Origin of the sequence: Bacillus sp. B1(2022) (assembly GCF_040259625.1) — a bacterium.
GTDB lineage: Bacteria > Bacillota > Bacilli > Bacillales > Bacillaceae > Bacillus > Bacillus velezensis.
Map to the genome: position 1 here is coordinate 183802 of NZ_JANIFO010000002.1, position 19116 is coordinate 202917.

Sequence of the window (19116 nt, forward strand, 5' to 3'; positions counted from 1 at the left end):
CTGCCGGAACCTATCCGGCAGGGTTTTTTCTTGTATATGCAAGGCTTTAAGCCAATTATCATGAAGAATGAAAAAAGCACCCAATCAACTGGGTGCTTCGTTTTTAGTTGGCTGCTGTTTCGATAATGGCAACGACCATTTCCGCCGTTTTGACGAGCTCTTCGATCGGCATTTTTTCATTTTTCGTATGGATTTGTTCATAACCAACTGACAGGTTGACTGTCGGAATGCCGTGGCCGGCAATGACGTTTGCGTCACTTCCGCCGCCGCTTGTCTGAAGTTCGCTCGGCCGGCCGATTTTTGCCGCCGCTTTTTTCGCGACTTCCACAACCTGATCGCCGTCCTGATATTTGAAACCCGGATACATGACCGCGATGTCCACTTCCGCGCGGCCTCCCATCTCAGCTGCAGCAGATTCGAAAGCTTCTTTCATTTTCTGCACTTGCGCTTCCATTTTTTCAGGCACTAATGAACGCGCTTCGGCCAGAATATCAACCTGGTCGCAGACGATATTGGTTTGCGTGCCGCCTTCGAAACGTCCGATATTAGCCGTTGTTTCTTTATCAATACGGCCGAGCGGCATTTTAGAGATTGCTTTTGATGCGATTGTAATCGCGGAGATGCCTTTTTCCGGTTCTACCCCCGCATGAGCCGTTTTCCCGAAAATGGTTGCTCTCACTTTCGCTTGTGTCGGCGCGGCTACAATAATGTTGCCGACTTTTCCGTCTGAATCAAGCGCAAAACCGTATTTCGCGGTAATGTCTGAACGATCCATTGCTTTTGCCCCGACTAATCCCGATTCTTCTCCGGCCGTGATAATGAATTCAATGGTGCCGTGCTCGATGTTTTTTTCTTTCAGCACTTTAATGGCTTCAAACATTGCGGCAAGTCCCGTCTTATCATCAGCGCCGAGAATCGTCGTGCCGTCGGATTTTACATAGCCGTCTTCCACAATCGGCTTAACGCCTTTGCCCGGGACAACCGTGTCCATGTGCGATGTGAAATAAATCGTATCCGCATCTTTTGTGCCCTTTAACGTACAGATTAAGTTGCCGGCTCCATGCCCCGTCACTTCTTTTGTATCATCTTCTTTTACGCTCAATCCTAAATCAGTGAATTTTTGTTTGAGCACCTTGCTGATTTCCGCTTCATGTTTTGTCTCTGAATCAATTTGAACGAGTTCAAGAAATTCTTCAAGCAGACGTTTTTCGTTAACCATTTTCAGTTCCCTCCGTTTAAAGCGGTATATTACCGTGCTTTTTTTTCGGTCTTTCCTCTTCCTTATGCGCAAGCATGTCAAATGCCTGAATCAATTTTTTCCTCGAGTCTTCCGGCCGGATGATATCATCCACCATTCCGCAGGCCGCTGCTTTATACGGACCGGCGTTTTTCTTTTCGTATATGGCTTTTTTTTCGCGCTTCGTTTTCTCCGGGTCGTCAGAAGCCTGTATGTCTCTGCTGTATAAAATCGACGCCGCGCCTTCCGCTCCCATCACGGCGATTTCCGCATTGGGCCAGGCGAATACAAGATCTGCCCCGAGCCCTTTCGAATTCATGGCGACATAGGCGCCTCCGTAAGCTTTTCTGATGATGAGCGTCACTTTCGGCACCGCCGCTTCGGCAAAAGCATACAGCAATTTTGCTCCGTGACGGATGATTCCCGCATGTTCCTGCTGAAAGCCCGGAAGAAATCCAGGAACATCAGCGATCGTCAATAGCGGAATATGAAACGCGTCGCAAAAACGGATGAATCTCGACGCTTTGTCAGCGGCATCAATCGTGAGGCTCCCCGCCAAGTGTTTCGGCTGGTTTGCGACAACACCGACTGTACGCCGTCCGAGTTTCAGAAAACCGACAGCAATGTTTTTGGCAAAATACGGCTGAATGTCAAAAAACGTTCCGTCATCCGCCAGCTCTTTTATTACCTGTAACATATCGTAAGGTTTCGAACTGTCCGCGGGAACGAGGGTGTTTAATAACGGTCTGGCGTCTTCCTTTTTAACGGGCAATGCCGTCTGTCCGCCGTGCGGGAGATAAGAAAGCAGGGTTTTCACAGCGGAAAGAGCCTCTTTTTCCGTTCGTGCGGAATAGTGGGCATTTCCGCTTATCACATTATGTATTCCCGCACCGCCTAAACTTTCCGCGTCAATCTGTTCACCCGTCACCTGTTCAATGACTTTCGGGCCTGTAATAAACATGTGCGACGTATGCTCCGCCATAATCACAAAATCCGTCAATGCGGGTGAATAAACAGCACCGCCGGCACACGGCCCAAGGATGACAGAGATTTGCGGAATCACTCCCGAGTAAAGGACGTTGCGCCTAAAGATATGACCGTATCCATTTAATGATACCACACCCTCTTGAATTCTCGCACCACCTGAGTCGTTCAGCCCGATGATCGGAGTTTTATTTTTCGCCGCCAGATCCATTACCGCCGCGATTTTTTCCGCATGTGTCTCGCCGAGCGTCCCGCCGAGTACGGTAAAGTCATGGGCAAACAAATACACGGGCCGTCCGTCAATTGTGCCGTATCCGGTAACAACGCCGTCTCCCGGAGCATTCTGGCATCCGGGCATGCGGCTTTTGGCAAACGGCTGCAGCTCTGAAAAACTGTCTTCGTCCAATAAATAGTCAATTCTTTCTCTTGCCGTCAGCTTGCCTTTTTTGTGCTGTTTTTCATTTTTTTCCGCTCCGCCGCCGTTTGTTAAAAAGGAACGTCTTTCATTTAAGTGTCTGATATGATCACTCATGCTCATCTTGAGTTTCTCCTTTTTCAATTGTTTCACAAAGCTCAATCAGGACCCCGTTCGCCTCTTTTGGAGAGAGAAATGCGATCTTCTTCCCGCCCGCTCCGTTTTGCGGTTCATGATGGATCAAAGTCATGCGGCATGCTTCAAGCTCCTTGATCGTTTCCTTCATATCGGCGCAGCGGAATGCCAAATGATGCAGCCCTTCGCCTCTTTTCTGTAAAAAAGAGCTGACGGGAGACGCGTCCGACAGCGGCTCAATCAGCTCAAGCTTTGTGCCTCCCGCTTCTAAAAAAGCAACTCTCACATTTTGGCCGCTTACCAGCTCGTCTCCCATATACGTAAGCCCGAGCATCCGTTCGTAAAATCCTCTCGCGGCTTCAATAGAGCTGACGGCAATGCCGACATGATCAAGTTTTTTCATAGCGCGGCCACCTGCTTTCCGCCATAGGATATGGCTTGTTCATACAAGCAAAACACGTTAAAATGATAGACAGTAATCTTAAGGAGTGAAACAATGTCTCAAAAATTTATGAAAAGCGCCGTCATCGTCATTTTGGGCGTATTTATACTTTCAACCCTCCTCTCAGGCATTATGATGTATTTGCGGTAAAAAAGCAGGCGCCTCATTGCAAGGGGGTTTCCTGCTTTTTTATGAGGGCTTTCCGCTCTATTGCAATGTCCTCGAATGAGCGGTTTTCTTTTGTAATCAATACTTTCGTTCCGGGAGGGATAATCCGGAAAATACGGATGACATCCCGGTTTTTCATACGGATGCAGCCGTTTGAAACAAACCCCCCGATCAGCTCTTCTCTGTTTGTTCCGTGAATGCCGTATATCCTGCCGTCGGTTCCTTTCGCGTCAAAACCGATCCAGCGGACGCCGAGCGGGTTTTCCGGCGCGCCTCCCTTTACATTTTTCTTCCGGTAATACGGATTGACGGCTTTGACCGTTACCGTAAATTCTCCTTCAGGCGTCAAATCATCCGTTTTTCCCGTCGCCACCTGATAAATGCCTTGTATTCGGTTATCCTTCACAACAGCAAGCGCATTTGTGGCTTTATTGACGATAATATAAGGGTCACCCGGCAAAGGGTTCGCGCCAAGCGGCCAAAGCGGAGACAGCAGCAGGGCGGCTGACAATAAAAAAAATCGCATGGGCTCCCCTCCTTTTTTCATTAGAATGACCAATGAAAGGAGGACTCATGCGATTGATCCATATGTTTTTTACAGCTTGATGCCTTTGAAATAACTTTTAATCACGAGATATTGTTCCATCTCACCGAGGAGGTGGAACAAAGCCGCCCGCGCTTCAAACTCTTCGCGCGTTGCGGGGAGCGGCATTTCTTCAAATTCCGTTCTCATTTCTGCAAGTCTTTTTAAAAATTTATGAGCGGTATTGCCGGGATGAATGGCTTCCCTTAATTCATGGATGAAATGGGCGATTATTTTGCCCTGCTCCACCGTTATTGAAATAGAGGTAATCTTCGGCAGCAGCCGTTCAATGATTTCAAATTGTTTCTGTCTCATCTTAAAATAATGATAGTAAAGATTTTCATGGCGCAAAATATGATTCTGCACGTCCCGATAGGCGAGGTTTTTCGCCTCTTGAATCATCTGATGCGTCTCCGGTATTTCCTTCCCCGACCAATCTTGCTCACCTGTTAACAAATACCGTTCGATTTCGGCGAAGATGACGGAAAAGTTGTCCTCGATTTTTTTCCGGTACGCCGCGAGTTTTCTGTCGAGGCTCGGCATATACAGATTCATTAACAGCGCGACGCCGATACCTACGGTGATCAGCTGGAACTCATTCCAGATAAACGCCATCGTAATGCCGCCGGACATATATAAATGAAGAATGATTACTGAGCTGGTGACAATTCCTTCGTTTATTTTTAAAACGACTGTAGTCGGAATGAACAGCACCAGCAATATTCCGATCGCAAACGGATAATAGCCGATCAGCCCGAAAAAGACATATGAGAAGACGATCGCCAATAAACAGGCGGCAAATCGGGCCCACGAGGCCTGAAGCGACCGCTTTTGCGTAATCTGGATGCACAATATGGTGATGATTCCTGCGGATGCGAAGTTTTGCAGATGCAACAGCTGGGCTAAATAAATGGCCAGCGCCGTTCCAAGTGCGGTCTTTAGTGTGCGGTAACCGATTTTAAACATTGCTTGCTCCATTCTGTTTGTTTCTTTCTCAAAAAAAAGAAGAAGAGCACTCTTCTTCTTTTCTTACAGTTATATTTTATAATATTTTTTCTAAAAAGTCCTGTGCTCTTTTTGACTTCGGAGAAAGAAAAAATTCTTCCGGCTGCCCGTCTTCCACGATCGTCCCTTCATCCATGAATAAAACGCGGTCTGCCACTTCTTTGGCAAATCCCATTTCGTGCGTTACGATCACCATCGTCATGCCCGTCTGCGCGAGCTCTTTCATCACCTCAAGAACTTCTTTGACCATTTCCGGGTCAAGAGCCGAGGTCGGTTCATCAAACAGCATGATGTCAGGATTCATGGCAAGCGCACGCGCGATGGCGACCCGCTGCTTCTGTCCGCCTGACAAACGGTTCGGATAGTCGTTCTGTTTGTCAAGCAGTCCGACTTTTTCAAGGAGGGCGCACGCCTTTTCCTCCGCCTCCTTTTTAGACTCTTTCTTCACGCTGACTGGCGCGTATGTGATATTTTCAAGCACCGTTTTATGAGGAAACAAATGAAAATGCTGAAATACCATGCCGATATTTTCCCGCACTTTCAGTTTATTCGTTTTAGCTGCGGTAATTTCATTTTCTTTAATGGCAATCGTTCCGCCGCTCGGGGTTTCCAGCAGATTTAAGCAGCGCAGAAACGTTGATTTGCCGGAACCGGAAGGGCCGATGACAGCGACGACTTCCCCTTCTTCGATCTGTGTTGAAATGTTTTTTAGTACTTCATGTTTCCCGAATGATTTTGACAGGTTGTCGACCTTAATCATTGGCTTTCAGCTTCCTTTCTACGCCTTTTCCGATGAATGCTAAGATCAAAACGAGCACGTAATAGATTAAGCCCGCCACAATAAGAGGTTCTAAATAGTTGTATGTTGCGGCGCCGGACTGGTAGGCCCGTCTCATAATGTCGCCAAGACCGATAACTGTGACGATCGCCGATTCTTTCGTTAAGGTGATTAATTCGTTAATAATAGCCGGAGAAATGTTTTTAAACGCCTGCGGCAGCAGCAGATCTTTCATCATTTTTCCGTACGGCACGCCGAGAGCGACGGCAGCCTCTTTTTGTCCTTTGTCAATTGCGTTGATTCCCGCTCTGATAATTTCAGAGACGTAAGCGGCTGAATTGAGCGATAATGCGGTGACCGCCGCCCAAAATTGATCGATCTGAAAGCCCAGAAGCTGCGGCATACCGAAATAGATGATCATCAGCTGCAGCACGAGCGGCGTGCCGCGGAATATCGAAGTATAAAAATCCGCAATCCATTTCAGCGGACTGATCGTGCTGATTTTAAATAAGCTGAGCACGATGCCTAATACAAGACCGATGACCGCTGAAACGAGCACAATTTTTAATGTGACCGCAAGGCCTTCCAATATAAAAGGAATTTGGGGGATTGTCGCTGAGAAATCCAAATTCATACGTGTGATCTCCTTTGTCTTTATTCAAGATAAAAAGCTCAACGAAAAGTTGAGCTTTCTTTTATTTCTCGTTGGTGAACCATTTTTTCTTCAGTTTTTCGATTTCTCCGTTTTTCTCCATTTCTTTCAGCGCTTTGTTGAACTTCGCTGTCAGATCACTGTCTTTGCGGAACGCAATCGCGGAACCCGATTCGTCTGATTTCGCATCTGCTGACGCAAAGCCCTGCAGATCTTGATTTGAACTGAAATAGCCTTGTGCTACGATGTCTTCGATAATCGCGGCATCAAAACGCCCGGATTTGATCTCTTCGGTTAAGTCTGAGATCCGGTTGCGGTCTTCGAGCTGAAAACCGTATTTCGAAGCGAGCTTCTTGCCTTTTTCCTCTTGAATGGAGCCGAGCTGAACACCGACGGTTTTGCCTTTCAGATCATTCAGGGATTTAATGCTGCTTCCCTTTTTCGTAACGATCATATTGTTAGCAGTATAATAAATATCAGAAAAATCAACTTGCTTTTTCCGTTCCGGCGTAGGTGTCATTCCAGATAAAATCATATCTACCTGCTTGGACTTCAAGGCTGTAATCAGGCTGTTGAAGTCCATGTCCTGCACCTCAACGTCATAGCCAGTCTTTTTGCCCAGAGCTTTTGCCAGATCAACGTCAAATCCGGTGATCTGATCGCCGTCTTTATATTCAAATGGTTTATAGTCAGCCGATGTACCCATAATCAGCTTGTTCTTTCCGCCCTCTGAGCCTGAATTGCCTGATCCGCAAGCGGACAGCGCAAAGGTGATACATGCGGCAGCTAATACCAACAGCCATTTCTTCATGATTCATTTCCCCCATATCTACTGATCTCTTAAATTTGAATATTTATTCGTTAACTTGTATTTTAAACACTTTTTAATTGTGATGCAATACTATTTTCGAAAAATATATTTTCCTTTCTATGTTTATTATAGTCATTGTTTTTCAGATTAGTGACAGCTGAACGCTGATGTATAAATATTTATATTTATACAGATGTCATATAAAAAAACCCCGCAAGCGGTTGGCTCCGGGGTTTTTCTTTCACTTATACTTCTTCACAATATTCTTCAAATGCTTCCTGCAGTTTTGTGACGACGGCCATCGGCTCATGGCCTTCAATTTCATGGCGTTCCACCATTTTCATAATTTTCCCGTCTTTTAAAATGGCAAATGACGGAGAGGACGGCGGATAGCCTTCAAAGTATTCTCTCGCTTTGGCTGTCGCTTCTTTATCCTGTCCGGCAAATACCGTCACAAGCTGATCCGGGCGTTTATCGTAATGTACGGAATGGTACGCGGCAGGCCGTGCAATACCGCCTGCGCATCCGCACACAGAGTTGACCATGACGAGTGTCGTTCCTTTTTTCGAAAGCGCTTCGTCCACTTCCTCAGCGGTTTTCAGCTCTGTATACCCGGCGGCCGTGATTTCCTGGCGGGCTTGACGCACGACATCATTCATAAATAAATTAAAATCCATATTCAACTGGGACCTCTCCTTTTTGATCATCTCTTCTTATGATAGCAAGGAACCTCCCTATCGGCAAATGACACCGCTCATATCCAATTGTTTTTTGTCCCTTTTATGTTCCCGATGTAAGTTTATGACCCTTTAAAAACGGGAAACTTGTTAAGGAGATTGTCTGAAATAAAGGAGCAGTCATATGAGCCAACGGAAAGCAGTTTTAATTTATAACGGAAACGCCGGTCAAAAACAGATTGATAAAACGCTCGGCACGGTCGTCCCCATTTTGGCCCAGTCAGCTGATGAACTTTTGATTAAACCGACCAAACATCAGGATGATGCCCGTCAGTATTGTGAAAATCTCGACAGTTCAGTTGACCATTTATATATTTTAGGCGGAGACGGCACTGTGCATCAATGCATCAACAGCATCAGCAAGCTTGATCACAGACCCGCTGTCGGCATTTTGCCGGGAGGAACGTGCAACGATTTCTCACGGGCGCTCGGCATCCCGCAAAACCTTCAAAAGGCCGCTGAAGCGCTCGCGGCCGGACATAAACGGATGATTGACGTCTGTAAAACGGATGACGGCTATTTTCTGAACTTCTGGGGCATCGGACTGATCACCGAAGCATCAAGCCATATTAATGAAACTGAAAAAGCATGGCTTGGTAAAATCAGCTACTTCACGAGCGCCTTGCGGACGATGACAAGCGCGAACCCGTTTCCTGTCAAATTGACGATTGACGGCGAGGTGAAAGAAGACGAAGCCGTAATGGTGCTTGTCATGAACGGGCATTATATCGGGACAAACAAAGTTCCCCTGCCTGATGCCAGCCTCCAGGACGGCTTAGCCGATGTGTTAATCTGCCGCAACACAAGCCTTGCCGCGTTGCGGGAGCTGATGACGATGGAGCAGGGTTCGTTTGATGATTTCAAAGGGGAGCTGTCCTATATTCAGGCCTCCAGGATTGAAATCGAAACCGGACGTGAGATGGACGCGGATACAGATGGCGAGGTATACGGAACAACACCTTGTACGATCGAAGTGAAAAAACATCATCTCACTATGATTGTTCCCGAGGATTCACAATGAAAATAAAAAAACTCCTTTTGCCGCCCGGGCAAAAGGAGTTTTTTTTAATAGACGGAAGTATGTTCATCAATGTTTTCTAAGATCTCTTTGACGCGTCCGAGGAATCGGCCGCACACGAGCCCGTCGAGCACTCTGTGATCTAAAGACAGGCAAAGATTAACCATATCACGAACGGCGATCATCCCGTTATTCATGACAACCGGACGTTTGACGATAGATTCTACCTGAAGAATCGCCGCCTGCGGATGGTTGATAATGCCCATAGATTGAACTGAGCCGAAAGATCCCGTGTTATTGACGGTAAATGTGCCGCCCTGCATATCTTCCGCGGTAAGTTTTCCGTTTCTCACTTTTTTCGCAAGGTCCGTTATTTCTCTGGCTATGCCTTTAATCGTTTTTTCATCAGCATGCTTAATAACCGGAACAAACAGCGAATCTTCCGTGGCAACGGCAATGGAGATGTTGATGTCTTTCTTTTGGACGATTTTGTCTCCCGCCCACATGCTGTTCATCTGCGGGAACTCCTTGAGAGCCTGCGCCGCCGCTTTTACAAAGAAAGCGAAAAACGTTAAATTGAAGCCTTCTTTCTGTTTAAATGAGTCTTTAATGCTGTTTCTGTACGCCGTCATGTTCGTGACGTCCACTTCCATCATCGTCCAGGCATGCGGAATTTCTGTTTTGCTTTTATGCATATTGGCGGCGATGGCTTTTCTGACGCCTGTAACCGGAATTTCAATATCACCGGCTGACAGAGCGGGTGCCGGCGCTTGTTTTTGCTGTTGTTTCGGCGCTTGTTGCGTTGTTTGAACGGCAGCCGGCACCGGTGCTTCCGACTTCTGCTTCATTCCCGAATCAATGATCTTTTGAATGTCTTTTCGCGTAATTCTTCCGCCTGCACCCGTTCCTTCAACTTCTTCAAGCTGAATGCCGTGTTCTCCCGCTAACCTGAGCACGGCCGGCGAATAACGCGCTTTATTTGACTGATCTTTACCTTGACGGTTTGCATCTGTGTCTGAAGGGGTATTCTGCTCTTCTTCCCGCTTCGGCGCCGCTTCGGTTTCCGTTTCTTCTGTTTCAATTTTGCAGATGATCTCGCCGACTGCAAGAGTCTGGCCTTCTTCTCCTACAAGTTCTCTAATCGTACCGGTAAAAGAAGACGGCACCTCCGCGTTCACTTTATCTGTCATGACCTCCGCGATGGGGTCATATTTATTCACTTGATCACCGGGGGATACCAGCCACTTGCTGATCGTCCCTTCCGTCACGCTCTCTCCGAGCTGAGGCATAGCCATTTGTTCAATCGCCATGTCAAAAACCTCCTTACGTCTTTAAAACTCCGCTAATTCTCTCATCGCGGCTTCTGCTTTGTCAGGATTCATCATGAAGTATTTTTCCATTGTCGGCGCATAAGGCATTGCCGGAACATCAGGACCTGCAAGCCGCTTGATCGGCGCGTCTAAATCAAATAAGCAGTTTTCAGAAATAATGGCGGCGACCTCGCTCATAATACCGCCTTCTTTCGTATCTTCTGTGATCAGCAATACTTTTCCCGTTTTAGACGCGGCTTCAATGATGGCTTCTTTATCTAACGGATAAACCGTACGCAAATCTAATACGTGTGCGGAAATTCCGTCTTTTTCAAGGCGCTCGGCAGCCTGCAGAGCAAAATGGACGCATAATCCGTACGTAATAACAGTAATGTCGCTGCCTTCGCGTTTTACATCCGCCTTTCCGATCGGAAGGACGTAATCATCCGCAGGGACTTCGCCTTTAATCAGACGGTACGCCCTCTTATGTTCGAAAAACAGCACCGGATCTTCGTCACGGACTGCAGCTTTCAACAGCCCTTTTGCGTCATAAGGAGTTGAAGGCATGACAATTTTAAGGCCCGGCTGGTTGGCAAAAATAGCCTCCACAGATTGGGAATGATACAACGCGCCGTGCACGCCGCCGCCATAAGGCGCTCTGATGACCATCGGACAGCTCCAATCATTGTTTGAACGGTAGCGTATTTTTGCCGCTTCTGAAATGATTTGGTTGACCGCAGGCAGAATGAAATCGGCAAACTGCATCTCGGCAATCGGGCGCATGCCGTACATCGCGGCGCCGATGCCGACACCGGCAATCGCTGATTCAGCAAGCGGCGTATCCATCACCCGCTCTTCTCCGAACTGTTCATAGAGACCCGCCGTGGCTTTAAACACGCCGCCTTTTCTCCCGACGTCTTCCCCGAGAACAAACACGCGCGGATCTCTTTCCATTTCTTCTTTCATTGCTGCATTAATACTGTCAATATAAGACATTACAGACATAAGTATTCCTCCCTACTTCGCATAAACGTGATCAAGCGTTGATTCAGGAGATGCGTATGGCGCTTTCTCCGCTTCGTCTGTCGCTTCGTTTACGATAGCCATGATGTCATCCAGCATGGTCTTTTCTTCTTCTTCACCTAGAAGCCCGGCTTCTTGCAAGTATGCTTTGTATAAAAGAAGCGGATCTTGTTTCTTCGCTTCTTCTACTTCTTCGCGTTCTCTGTAGCTGCTGTCGTCGTCATCACTGGAATGCGGCGTCAAACGGTAGGAAACCGTTTCTATTAATGTAGGGCCTTCGCCTTTAGACGCCCGTTCGCGCGCTTCTTTTACGACCCGGTAAACTTCCAGCAGGTCGTTTCCGTCAACAGTGACTCCCGGCATGCCGTAGCCTGCCGCCCGGTCGGATATTTTCTCGCACGCCACCTGTCTGTCATACGGGACAGAAATAGCATACTTATTGTTTTCACACATGAAAATGACCGGCAGTTTATACACGGCGGCAAAGTTTGCCCCTTCGTGAAAATCCCCCTGGTTGGAAGATCCTTCTCCAAAGGTAACGAAAGAGACGATATCCTTTTTATCCATGCGTCCCGCAAGCGCGATTCCGACTGCATGAGGAACCTGCGTCGTAACAGGGGATGAGCCCGTTACGATTCTGTTTTCCTTTTGCCCGAAGTGGCCCGGCATCTGCCTTCCGCCTGAGTTCGGGTCAGCTGCTTTCGCAAAACCCGACATCATCAAATCCTTTGCAGTCATACCGAATGCAAGTACAACCCCTATATCTCTGTAGTACGGAAGCACATAGTCGGTATCACGGTTTAAGGCATAGGCCGCGCCTACTTGCGCCGCTTCCTGTCCTTGACATGAAACAACGAACGGAATTTTGCCCGAGCGGTTTAAGAGCCACATTCTTTCGTCGATTTTTCTGGCTAACAGCATGGTTCTATACATTTCAACGGCTTCTTCGTCAGAGAGCCCTAATGCTTGATGGCGGTTTGTAGTCATTCAAACCCCTCCTTCTTTCCTTTTAAAAATGAATCGCGTTTCCGTCTGCGGCTAACGCAGCTTCTCCAATCGCTTCTGACAGCGACGGATGCGGATGTATGGATTGGCCGATTTCCCAAGGCGTCGCGTCGAGCACCTTGGCAAGCCCCGCTTCAGAGATCATATCGGTGACGTGCGGACCGATCATATGGACACCGAGAATATCATCTGTATTCCGATCGGCGACGATTTTGACAAAGCCATCGCTTTCTCCGTATACAAGAGCCTTTCCGATCGCCATGAACGGAAACTTCCCGATCTTCAGTTCATGCCCTTTTCGAAGAGCTTCCTCTTCTGTCAGACCGACGCTCGCCGCTTCCGGATTTGAATAAATACATTTCGGCACAAGAGCGGCATCAAGCGGAGCCGGATTAAGACCCGCCATATGCTCAACGGCAATGATGCCCTCACGGGAGGCCACATGCGCAAGCTGCAGCCCGCCGACAACATCACCGATCGCATAAATGTGCGATTCCTTCGTCTGTCCGGCTTCGTTCACGATGATAGAACCGTTTTCCGCTTCAATATCCGTGTTTTCAAGCCCGATCCCTTCAATGTTCGGCTGGCGGCCGATGGAAACAAGCATTTGTTCCGCGTGATACGTTTCTTTTTTTCCATTCTTTTCAGCGGCAATTGAAACGCCGTCCGCTTTTTCCAATGTATCCGGAAGCACTTTCGCACCCGTCACGATCTTAATTCCTTTTTTCGTTAACAGTTTTTCCATCTCACTTGAAATATCACGGTCTTCCGTCGGCAAAATGCGGTCTGCATATTCAATCACAGTGATATTGACGCCGAAATCGTTCAGCATGGATGCCCATTCAATTCCGATGACACCGCCGCCGACGATCATCATGGATTGGGGCAGACGTTCAAGCTCTAACGCTTCATCTGATGTCAGAATATATGTACCGTCTGCTTCTAAACCCGGCAGCATTTTCGGCCTTGAACCGGTTGCGATAATCAATTGTTTCGGTATCAGCATGTCGTTTTCTTCACCATTTGCGTATTCGACGGAAACCGTACCGGGAAGAGGTGAGAAGATGGAAGGGCCGAGCATACGTCCGTACCCGTTGAATACATCAATCTTCCCCTTTTTCATCAAGTGGGCGACACCGCCGGCCAGCCGGTCAACGATTCCCTGCTTTCGTTTTTGCACGCTGTCAAAGCGGAGGGAGACACCTTCCGTTTCAATGCCGAATGCTGCCGCTTCCTTTGCGGTTCGGTACACTTCCGCGCTTCTTAACAGCGTTTTACTCGGGATACATCCTTTATGCAGGCATGTTCCGCCAAGCTTTTCTTTTTCTACAACGGCCGTTTTTAAGCCGAGCTGGGCCGCTCTGATGGCGGCTACATAACCGCCCGTGCCGCCGCCCAGAATGACCACATCATACTCAGTCGCCATTTGTTTTCACTCCTTCGCCGATCTGATATTGCTTTGACTGCTCCTCACCAGCTAAAACCCGAAGCGCGCCTTGCGCGAGAGATTGCAGTTCATTTTCTCCCGGGTACACCAGTACATCCGAAATCCAATCTATGTACGATCTGATGGCGGATACAAAACTTTTCCCGTACGCCAATCCGCCCGTCAGGACGATAATGTCTACTTTTCCTTTTAAAACGGCGCTTGCCGCCCCGATTTCTTTTGCTACTTGATAAGCCATGGCGTCATAAATGAGACGCGCGTTTTCATCTCCGGCCTGAATGCGTTTTTCCACCTTCACCGCGTCCGTTGTCCCCAGGTAGCCGGAGAGTCCGCCCGTGCCGACAAGTTTTTTCATCATATCGGCTTTTGAATACTTGCCGGAAAAACACATTTCTACCAAATCACCCGCCGGAACAGTTCCCGCGCGCTCCGGGCTGAAGGGTCCTTCTCCGTGAAGCCCGTTGTTGACATCCGTCACCCGTCCGCAATCATGGACACCGACTGTGGTGCCGCCGCCCATATGAGTGACGATCATCTTCATCTGTTCATACCGTTTGCCGAGGGACGCCGCCGCCTGACGGGCAACAGCTTTTTGATTCAAAGCATGGAAAATGCTTTTCCGCTTGATTTCAGGCATTCCTGATACTTTAGCGAGCGGAGTCATCTCATCCACCACAACCGGATCGACGATATACGCGGGGATATTTAATCCGTCAGCTATTTCCCTGGCAATAATTCCGCCCAGATTAGAAGCATGCTGGCCGTTGTAGCCGTTTTTCAAATCAGTGATCATGGCGTCATTCACTTCATATGTGCCGCCCTCAATCGGTCTGAGCAGGCCGCCTCTGGCACAAACGGCATCGAACTTTGAAATGTTGATGCCCTGTTCGTGCAAAGACTCAAGAATGCTTATTTTTCGAAATTCGTATTGGTCGATGATGCTGTTAAATGTTTTCAGCTCTTCTTCGGGATGCCGCAGCGTCTTTTCAAAGATACAGCGTTCATTGTGAAAGACACCGATTTTCGTTGATGTTGAGCCTGGATTCAGAATGAGAATGCGTTTTTCCTTTTCGAACATTTTCATACCTCCAGATCAAATTCCTATCGTCTGCTTAATATACTTTGGCCGTTTTGCAGAAACTGGCTTCTTGAACGGCGCATGCGCTCAATTCGTTCCTCAGCCAGACTGTCGGCCGCTAAGTATGTCGGAATGCCGTCACGCGCGGAAATATCGAGCACCCGCTCAATGTTTGCATAGATGCCTTCAACCTTTTTCAAAGCCCGCTCAGCATTGTAGCCGTAAAGCTCATCGGCCACATTGATGACGCCGCCTGCATTGATGACATAATCCGGAGCGTACACGATTCCCATTTCATGAATGGTATCGCCGTGACGTGTTTCTTTCAGCTGGTTATTGGCCGCTCCCGCAATGACTTTCGCCTTCAGCTGTTTAATCGTGTCATCGTTAATGACGGCGCCGAGAGCACATGGGGCATAAATATCGCACGCCTGTGAGTAAATGTCGCCGGGATCAACTGCGCGGGCGCCGAAATCCTCAACGGCACGTTTAACAGATTCTTTATTGATATCCGTTACGATTAAAGAAGCGCCTTCTTCGTGAAGGTGGCGGCATAGATTGTAAGCCACATTTCCCACGCCTTGCACGGCAATTGTTTTACCTTCCAGTGAATCAGTGCCAAACGCCGCTTTCGCTGCGGCTTTCATCCCTTTGTAGACGCCGTACGCCGTAACGGGAGACGGATTTCCTGATGAACCGAATGCCGGAGAAATTCCGGTTACATAGTCTGTTTCATCATGAATGATGTCCATATCTTCAACGGTCGTGCCGACGTCTTCCGCCGTAATATACCTTCCGTTTAAGCCTTGGATGTAGCGGCCGAACGCGCGGAACATTTCTTCATTTTTATCTTTGCGCGGGTCTCCGATAATAACGGTTTTCCCGCCGCCTAAGTTTAAACCGGCAGCCGCATTTTTATAAGTCATGCCTTTTGCGAGTCTCAGTGCATCTTCAATCGCCGCTTCTTCACTGTCATATGTCCACATTCTTGTTCCGCCGAGTGCAGGGCCGAGCGTCGTATCATGAATCGCGATGATCGCTTTTAATCCGGATTGTTCATCTTGGCAGAATACCAATTGTTCGTAATCATAAGTCTCCATATATTTAAAAATTTCCATAGGTTCGTTCCTCCTACTGTTCTTGTGATGCGCAAATCGCAAGCGCAATTGAATACAGTTTATTTTCTGCGGTATCCGCTCTGCTCGTTAATGCGATCGGCGCTTTTGCACCGGCGATGACGGCAGCAACACTTGCTTTCGCAAAATAAATCATTGACTTATAAAGCATATTTCCGGCCTCGATTGAAGGAACCAAGAGAATATCCGCCTGGCCCGCTACGCTTCCGGAAATCCCTTTTTGCAGCGCAGCCGCTTGGGATACGGCATTATCCAAAGCAAGCGGTCCGTCCGCAATGCAGCCAGTAATCTGTCCTCTGTTGCACATCTGGACGATCGCAGCCGCGTTCAGCGTCGCCTCCATTTTCGGATTAACCGTTTCAATAGCGGCAAGGACTGCGGCTTTCGGCATAGGGTTCCCTACTGAATGTGCGACATGAACCGCATTTTGCAGAATATGCCCGAGCTCTTCAAGAGACGGGGCAATGTTCAGCGCTGAATCAGTCACATACATCAGCCGGTCATAGTCCGGCACCTCAAAAACGGCTACATGTGATAACACCCTTTTTGAACGAAGCCCTTCATGGCGGTTTAAAACCGATTTCAGAAGAGTTGAGCTCGGGAGATTCCCTTTCATTAAAACGTCCGCCTCTTGTTCACGCACTGCGCGCACTGCTTTTGCCGCAGATTCTTCGGGTGAATCGGCGTGGATGATTTCAGCATTGAACTTCGGCTCATTTGCGAGAAGCTCTTTCAGCCTTCCGCTGTCACCCGTCAGTAAAAATCGTGCCGACAAGTGTTCTGCCGCCATTTTGACGGCCTGGATCACTTCTTTATCTGCTGCGTGGGCCACTGCAATGGTTTTTGCGTTTTTTGCCGCGGCTTTTTCAACTAGGTCTCTCAGCTTCATTTTGTACCACCTTCCTTGTGCGAATCCGCTTTTAACAATGCAAGTTCCGTGCCAAATGTGCGGGAGGGTTTATTCCGGCTTTCTTCAAGAAAACATGCAGCTGTTTGCGCTTTCTCTGCAATTTATTGCATGCCGTCATTTGCAAGGCCGTACTTATCCATTTTGTAGTACAGATTCCGAATACTGACACCAAGCGCTTTTGCCGTTTTGGTTCGGTTGAATTTATGCTTTTCAAGCGTTTTTTGAATGACGTGCGCTTCAAATTTTTCAACAGCCTGAGACAGCTTTTCCCCTTCCACATCCGGAAAATCACTTTGGGTGCCGTTTTTTTCATTCAGCTCTGATTCAAAAACAGGCAGATGCTGCTGTTCGATCCGTTCCATGTGCGGCTCTAAAAATATCATTGCCCGTCCGAGAACATTTTCAAGCTCCCGGACGTTTCCCGGCCAGCTGTAGGCTGATAAAGCTCGCAGCGCGTTCGGCGTGAGCCCCTTTACATTGCGGCCGTAATCCTGATTGATTTTTTCAATGAGCCGAATGCTCAGCGCTTCAATATCTTCTTTGCGCTGCCGAAGCGGCGGGATTGAGATCGGATAGCGGTTAATCCGGTAATACAGGTCTTCACGGAACGCGCCTTCCGCCATGGCCTTTTCGATGTTGACGTTTGTCGCTGCGATAATTCTGACATTGACAGAAATCGCTTTAGCGCCGCCGACTCTGATAATTTCTTTTTCCTGCAGAACTCTGAGCAGCTTTGCCTGGGTGCTTTGGGTCAGCTCTCCGATTTCATCTAAGAAAATGCTGCCGTTATTCGCTTCCTCAAATAGTCCTTTTTTGCCCCCGCGCCTCGCGCCCGTAAACGCGCCTTCCTCATAGCCGAAAAGCTCGGATTCTAGCAGTGATTCAGACAAGGCCGCACAATTGACCCGAATGAACTTATTGTATTTTCGGTCGCTTTCATTATGGATGGCGTGGGCGAAAAGTTCTTTTCCTGTGCCGGATTCTCCCCGCAGCAGAATCGTCGCCGGCGTTTTCGCCCCGAGCTTCGCCTGTTCAAGGGCGACCAGCATTTGCTCACTCGTGCCGATAATGTCGTCAAACGTGTATTTCGCTTCAAGCGTGCGGATGATCTGGCGCGCCCGATTCAGCTCAGCAGTCAGCGTTTTAATTTCTGACACGTCGTGGATGACGCCGACGCTGCCTTTTAAAATACCGTCCACAATAACGGGGGCAACATTTACGATAACATCCTTTTTATTGGGGCCGACCTTCATTCTCACACCCCGCACGGGCCGCCTTGTCCCCAATACTTTCAGGTGCATGCTCTCCCCTTCTGAGATATCGGTGGAAGCGGGTTTTCCGATGACTTCGCTTTCTGACAGCCCGGTCATTTTTGTATACGCTTTGTTGATTAACATTCCGATGCCGTTTTCATCAACGACAGAAATGGCCTCGTCGGATGATTGTATAATCGCTTCAAGCATGGTGCGGATTTGTTTTAAGTTCGTGACCTCTTCCGCCAGTTCAACTGCGTCGGTGATATCTTTAAACACGCATAACGCGCCAAGAAGTTTTCCGCCTTCATCAATGATCGGCAGTCTTGTCGTGACAATCTGCAGGTGCTTTCCGAGAAGCTGCTTCTGGTTATATTCCGGCTCTCTCGTTTCCAGAATCCGCGGCAGCTTTGTGTTCGGCACTACATCTTTAATTTGGCGGCCGATGACATCCTCCCGTTTTTGGCCGACCATTTTTTCTGCCATCTGATTAAATAAAATGATCGTTTCGTTGACGTCTATAAAAATCATGCCGTCGTGCGTTGAATTAAAAATCCGGTCATGCTTATACGTCTGCGACTTCAGCATTTGGATAAGCTGCTGTTTTTCCTCCATCAGCTGAAACACCATGTACGCCAATTTTCCCGGCATGACGATGGTTTGTTCTTTTTTCTCATGGAGCAGCTCATCCATGACCGCTTTATCGCCTGTTGTATGGATGATAATATCTATATCTTCAGTTATGTAGGGTTTCCAATCTGATGAGGTTGCAATTCCATATTTCCGGGCTTCTTGCAGCCCTTGCGCCTCCGGATCTTGATCAACCACCGCAATAATCCGGATCAGCTTTGTTTTCATCAAAATCTGTAGGAGCGCCGTGCCTCCTTTACCAGCACCTATAATCAGCACCTTCTGCATCCCGATACCCCTTTATATGAAAAAATTTGCACACCTGTATTTCCCGTTGCAATAATTTGCACAACCCCTAT

General features: G+C 48.1%; 19 protein-coding genes. 2 read left to right on the forward strand and 17 right to left on the reverse strand.

Features of this window, described 5'->3' with window-relative positions:
• Nucleotides 1–103 precede the first annotated feature (103 nt).
• The 3 genes from NQS30_RS04515 to mce are packed head-to-tail and all read right to left on the reverse strand — an operon-like array spanning nt 104 to nt 3174.
• Nucleotides 104–1219, reverse strand: a complete 1116-nt coding sequence (locus NQS30_RS04515; RefSeq protein WP_015240169.1) for a tripeptidase T — start codon at nt 1217–1219, stop codon at nt 104–106.
• Nucleotides 1220–1235: 16 nt separating this feature from the next.
• The gene (locus NQS30_RS04520; RefSeq protein WP_025284976.1) at nt 1236–2759 is read right to left on the reverse strand and encodes an acyl-CoA carboxylase subunit beta; all 1524 of its coding nucleotides are present in this window, start codon (nt 2757–2759) and stop codon (nt 1236–1238) included.
• Entirely contained in the window at nt 2746–3174 is a 429-nt protein-coding gene (gene mce / locus NQS30_RS04525; protein WP_015240172.1) for a methylmalonyl-CoA epimerase, read from the reverse strand. The genes NQS30_RS04520 and mce overlap by 14 nt, the downstream gene beginning before the upstream one ends.
• Before the next feature lie 93 nt (nt 3175–3267).
• Between mce and prli42 the strand changes: the two genes are divergently transcribed.
• A complete protein-coding gene (gene prli42 / locus NQS30_RS04530; RefSeq protein ID WP_007408390.1) occupies nt 3268–3363 on the forward strand; it encodes a stressosome-associated protein Prli42 in 96 nt (31 codons plus the stop codon).
• A 13-nt stretch (nt 3364–3376) separates the two neighbouring features.
• Here prli42 and NQS30_RS04535 read toward each other — a convergent pair whose 3' ends face one another.
• From NQS30_RS04535 to brxB, 6 genes are all read right to left on the reverse strand, one after another.
• Entirely contained in the window at nt 3377–3907 is a 531-nt protein-coding gene (locus NQS30_RS04535) for a L,D-transpeptidase (protein WP_007408389.1), read from the reverse strand.
• A gap of 69 nt (nt 3908–3976) precedes the next feature.
• Nucleotides 3977–4930, reverse strand: a complete 954-nt coding sequence (locus tag NQS30_RS04540) for an aromatic acid exporter family protein (protein WP_007408388.1) — start codon at nt 4928–4930, stop codon at nt 3977–3979.
• 76 nt (nt 4931–5006) lie between these two features.
• The gene (gene artM, locus NQS30_RS04545; RefSeq protein WP_059368145.1) at nt 5007–5729 is read right to left on the reverse strand and encodes an arginine ABC transporter ATP-binding protein ArtM; all 723 of its coding nucleotides are present in this window, start codon (nt 5727–5729) and stop codon (nt 5007–5009) included.
• Nucleotides 5722–6381 (reverse strand): arginine ABC transporter permease ArtQ, encoded by a 660-nt coding sequence (gene artQ / locus NQS30_RS04550; RefSeq protein WP_003153227.1) that lies wholly within the window; start codon nt 6379–6381, stop codon nt 5722–5724. The genes artM and artQ overlap by 8 nt, the downstream gene beginning before the upstream one ends.
• Before the next feature lie 61 nt (nt 6382–6442).
• Complete coding sequence (artP, locus tag NQS30_RS04555) at nt 6443–7210, reverse strand: arginine ABC transporter substrate-binding protein ArtP (RefSeq protein WP_015240174.1); 768 nt, start codon at nt 7208–7210, stop codon at nt 6443–6445.
• A 245-nt stretch (nt 7211–7455) separates the two neighbouring features.
• A complete protein-coding gene (gene brxB, locus NQS30_RS04560) occupies nt 7456–7893 on the reverse strand; it encodes a bacilliredoxin BrxB (RefSeq protein ID WP_003153223.1) in 438 nt (145 codons plus the stop codon).
• A 178-nt stretch (nt 7894–8071) separates the two neighbouring features.
• Between brxB and NQS30_RS04565 the strand changes: the two genes are divergently transcribed.
• Entirely contained in the window at nt 8072–8968 is an 897-nt protein-coding gene (locus NQS30_RS04565) for a YegS/Rv2252/BmrU family lipid kinase (protein ID WP_015240175.1), read from the forward strand.
• Between the two features lie 44 nt (nt 8969–9012).
• On the opposite strand, the gene NQS30_RS04570 is transcribed toward NQS30_RS04565, so the two are convergent.
• From NQS30_RS04570 to NQS30_RS04605, 8 genes are all read right to left on the reverse strand, one after another.
• Nucleotides 9013–10275 carry a dihydrolipoamide acetyltransferase family protein gene (locus NQS30_RS04570; protein ID WP_015240176.1) on the reverse strand — a complete coding sequence of 421 codons (1263 nt, stop codon included), beginning with the start codon at nt 10273–10275 and terminating at the stop codon, nt 9013–9015.
• A gap of 21 nt (nt 10276–10296) precedes the next feature.
• Nucleotides 10297–11280 (reverse strand): 3-methyl-2-oxobutanoate dehydrogenase subunit beta, encoded by a 984-nt coding sequence (gene bfmBAB, locus NQS30_RS04575; protein WP_003153216.1) that lies wholly within the window; start codon nt 11278–11280, stop codon nt 10297–10299.
• Nucleotides 11281–11292: 12 nt separating this feature from the next.
• Entirely contained in the window at nt 11293–12285 is a 993-nt protein-coding gene (locus tag NQS30_RS04580; RefSeq protein ID WP_015240177.1) for a thiamine pyrophosphate-dependent dehydrogenase E1 component subunit alpha, read from the reverse strand.
• A gap of 22 nt (nt 12286–12307) precedes the next feature.
• Nucleotides 12308–13729 (reverse strand): dihydrolipoyl dehydrogenase, encoded by a 1422-nt coding sequence (gene lpdA, locus NQS30_RS04585; protein WP_085342183.1) that lies wholly within the window; start codon nt 13727–13729, stop codon nt 12308–12310.
• Nucleotides 13719–14834: a butyrate kinase gene (gene buk, locus NQS30_RS04590; protein ID WP_014721483.1), complete on the reverse strand. Its 1116-nt coding sequence runs from the start codon at nt 14832–14834 to the stop codon at nt 13719–13721. The genes lpdA and buk overlap by 11 nt, the downstream gene beginning before the upstream one ends.
• Nucleotides 14835–14851: 17 nt before the next feature.
• Nucleotides 14852–15946 carry a branched-chain amino acid dehydrogenase gene (bcd, locus tag NQS30_RS04595; RefSeq protein ID WP_085342184.1) on the reverse strand — a complete coding sequence of 365 codons (1095 nt, stop codon included), beginning with the start codon at nt 15944–15946 and terminating at the stop codon, nt 14852–14854.
• A gap of 13 nt (nt 15947–15959) precedes the next feature.
• Nucleotides 15960–16853, reverse strand: a complete 894-nt coding sequence (gene yqiS / locus NQS30_RS04600) for a phosphate butyryltransferase (RefSeq protein WP_059368137.1) — start codon at nt 16851–16853, stop codon at nt 15960–15962.
• 122 nt (nt 16854–16975) lie between these two features.
• A complete protein-coding gene (locus NQS30_RS04605) occupies nt 16976–19045 on the reverse strand; it encodes a sigma-54 interaction domain-containing protein (RefSeq protein ID WP_015240180.1) in 2070 nt (689 codons plus the stop codon).
• Nucleotides 19046–19116 lie beyond the last annotated feature (71 nt).

What these genes read in the sequence shown, in the direction of transcription:
- NQS30_RS04515 (WP_015240169.1), bottom strand. Translation starts at nt 1,219, where the DNA reads ATGGTTAACGAAAAACGTCTGCTTGAAGAATTTCTTGAACTCGTTCAA.
- NQS30_RS04520 (WP_025284976.1), bottom strand. Translation starts at nt 2,759, where the DNA reads ATGAGCATGAGTGATCATATCAGACACTTAAATGAAAGACGTTCCTTT.
- mce (WP_015240172.1), bottom strand. Translation starts at nt 3,174, where the DNA reads ATGAAAAAACTTGATCATGTCGGCATTGCCGTCAGCTCTATTGAAGCC.
- prli42 (WP_007408390.1), top strand. Translation starts at nt 3,268, where the DNA reads ATGTCTCAAAAATTTATGAAAAGCGCCGTCATCGTCATTTTGGGCGTA.
- NQS30_RS04535 (WP_007408389.1), bottom strand. Translation starts at nt 3,907, where the DNA reads ATGCGATTTTTTTTATTGTCAGCCGCCCTGCTGCTGTCTCCGCTTTGG.
- NQS30_RS04540 (WP_007408388.1), bottom strand. Translation starts at nt 4,930, where the DNA reads ATGTTTAAAATCGGTTACCGCACACTAAAGACCGCACTTGGAACGGCG.
- artM (WP_059368145.1), bottom strand. Translation starts at nt 5,729, where the DNA reads ATGATTAAGGTCGACAACCTGTCAAAATCATTCGGGAAACATGAAGTA.
- artQ (WP_003153227.1), bottom strand. Translation starts at nt 6,381, where the DNA reads ATGAATTTGGATTTCTCAGCGACAATCCCCCAAATTCCTTTTATATTG.
- artP (WP_015240174.1), bottom strand. Translation starts at nt 7,210, where the DNA reads ATGAAGAAATGGCTGTTGGTATTAGCTGCCGCATGTATCACCTTTGCG.
- NQS30_RS04565 (WP_015240175.1), top strand. Translation starts at nt 8,072, where the DNA reads ATGAGCCAACGGAAAGCAGTTTTAATTTATAACGGAAACGCCGGTCAA.
- NQS30_RS04570 (WP_015240176.1), bottom strand. Translation starts at nt 10,275, where the DNA reads ATGGCGATTGAACAAATGGCTATGCCTCAGCTCGGAGAGAGCGTGACG.
- bfmBAB (WP_003153216.1), bottom strand. Translation starts at nt 11,280, where the DNA reads ATGTCTGTAATGTCTTATATTGACAGTATTAATGCAGCAATGAAAGAA.
- NQS30_RS04580 (WP_015240177.1), bottom strand. Translation starts at nt 12,285, where the DNA reads ATGACTACAAACCGCCATCAAGCATTAGGGCTCTCTGACGAAGAAGCC.
- lpdA (WP_085342183.1), bottom strand. Translation starts at nt 13,729, where the DNA reads ATGGCGACTGAGTATGATGTGGTCATTCTGGGCGGCGGCACGGGCGGT.
- buk (WP_014721483.1), bottom strand. Translation starts at nt 14,834, where the DNA reads ATGAAAATGTTCGAAAAGGAAAAACGCATTCTCATTCTGAATCCAGGC.
- bcd (WP_085342184.1), bottom strand. Translation starts at nt 15,946, where the DNA reads ATGGAAATTTTTAAATATATGGAGACTTATGATTACGAACAATTGGTA.
- yqiS (WP_059368137.1), bottom strand. Translation starts at nt 16,853, where the DNA reads ATGAAGCTGAGAGACCTAGTTGAAAAAGCCGCGGCAAAAAACGCAAAA.
- NQS30_RS04605 (WP_015240180.1), bottom strand. Translation starts at nt 19,045, where the DNA reads ATGCAGAAGGTGCTGATTATAGGTGCTGGTAAAGGAGGCACGGCGCTC.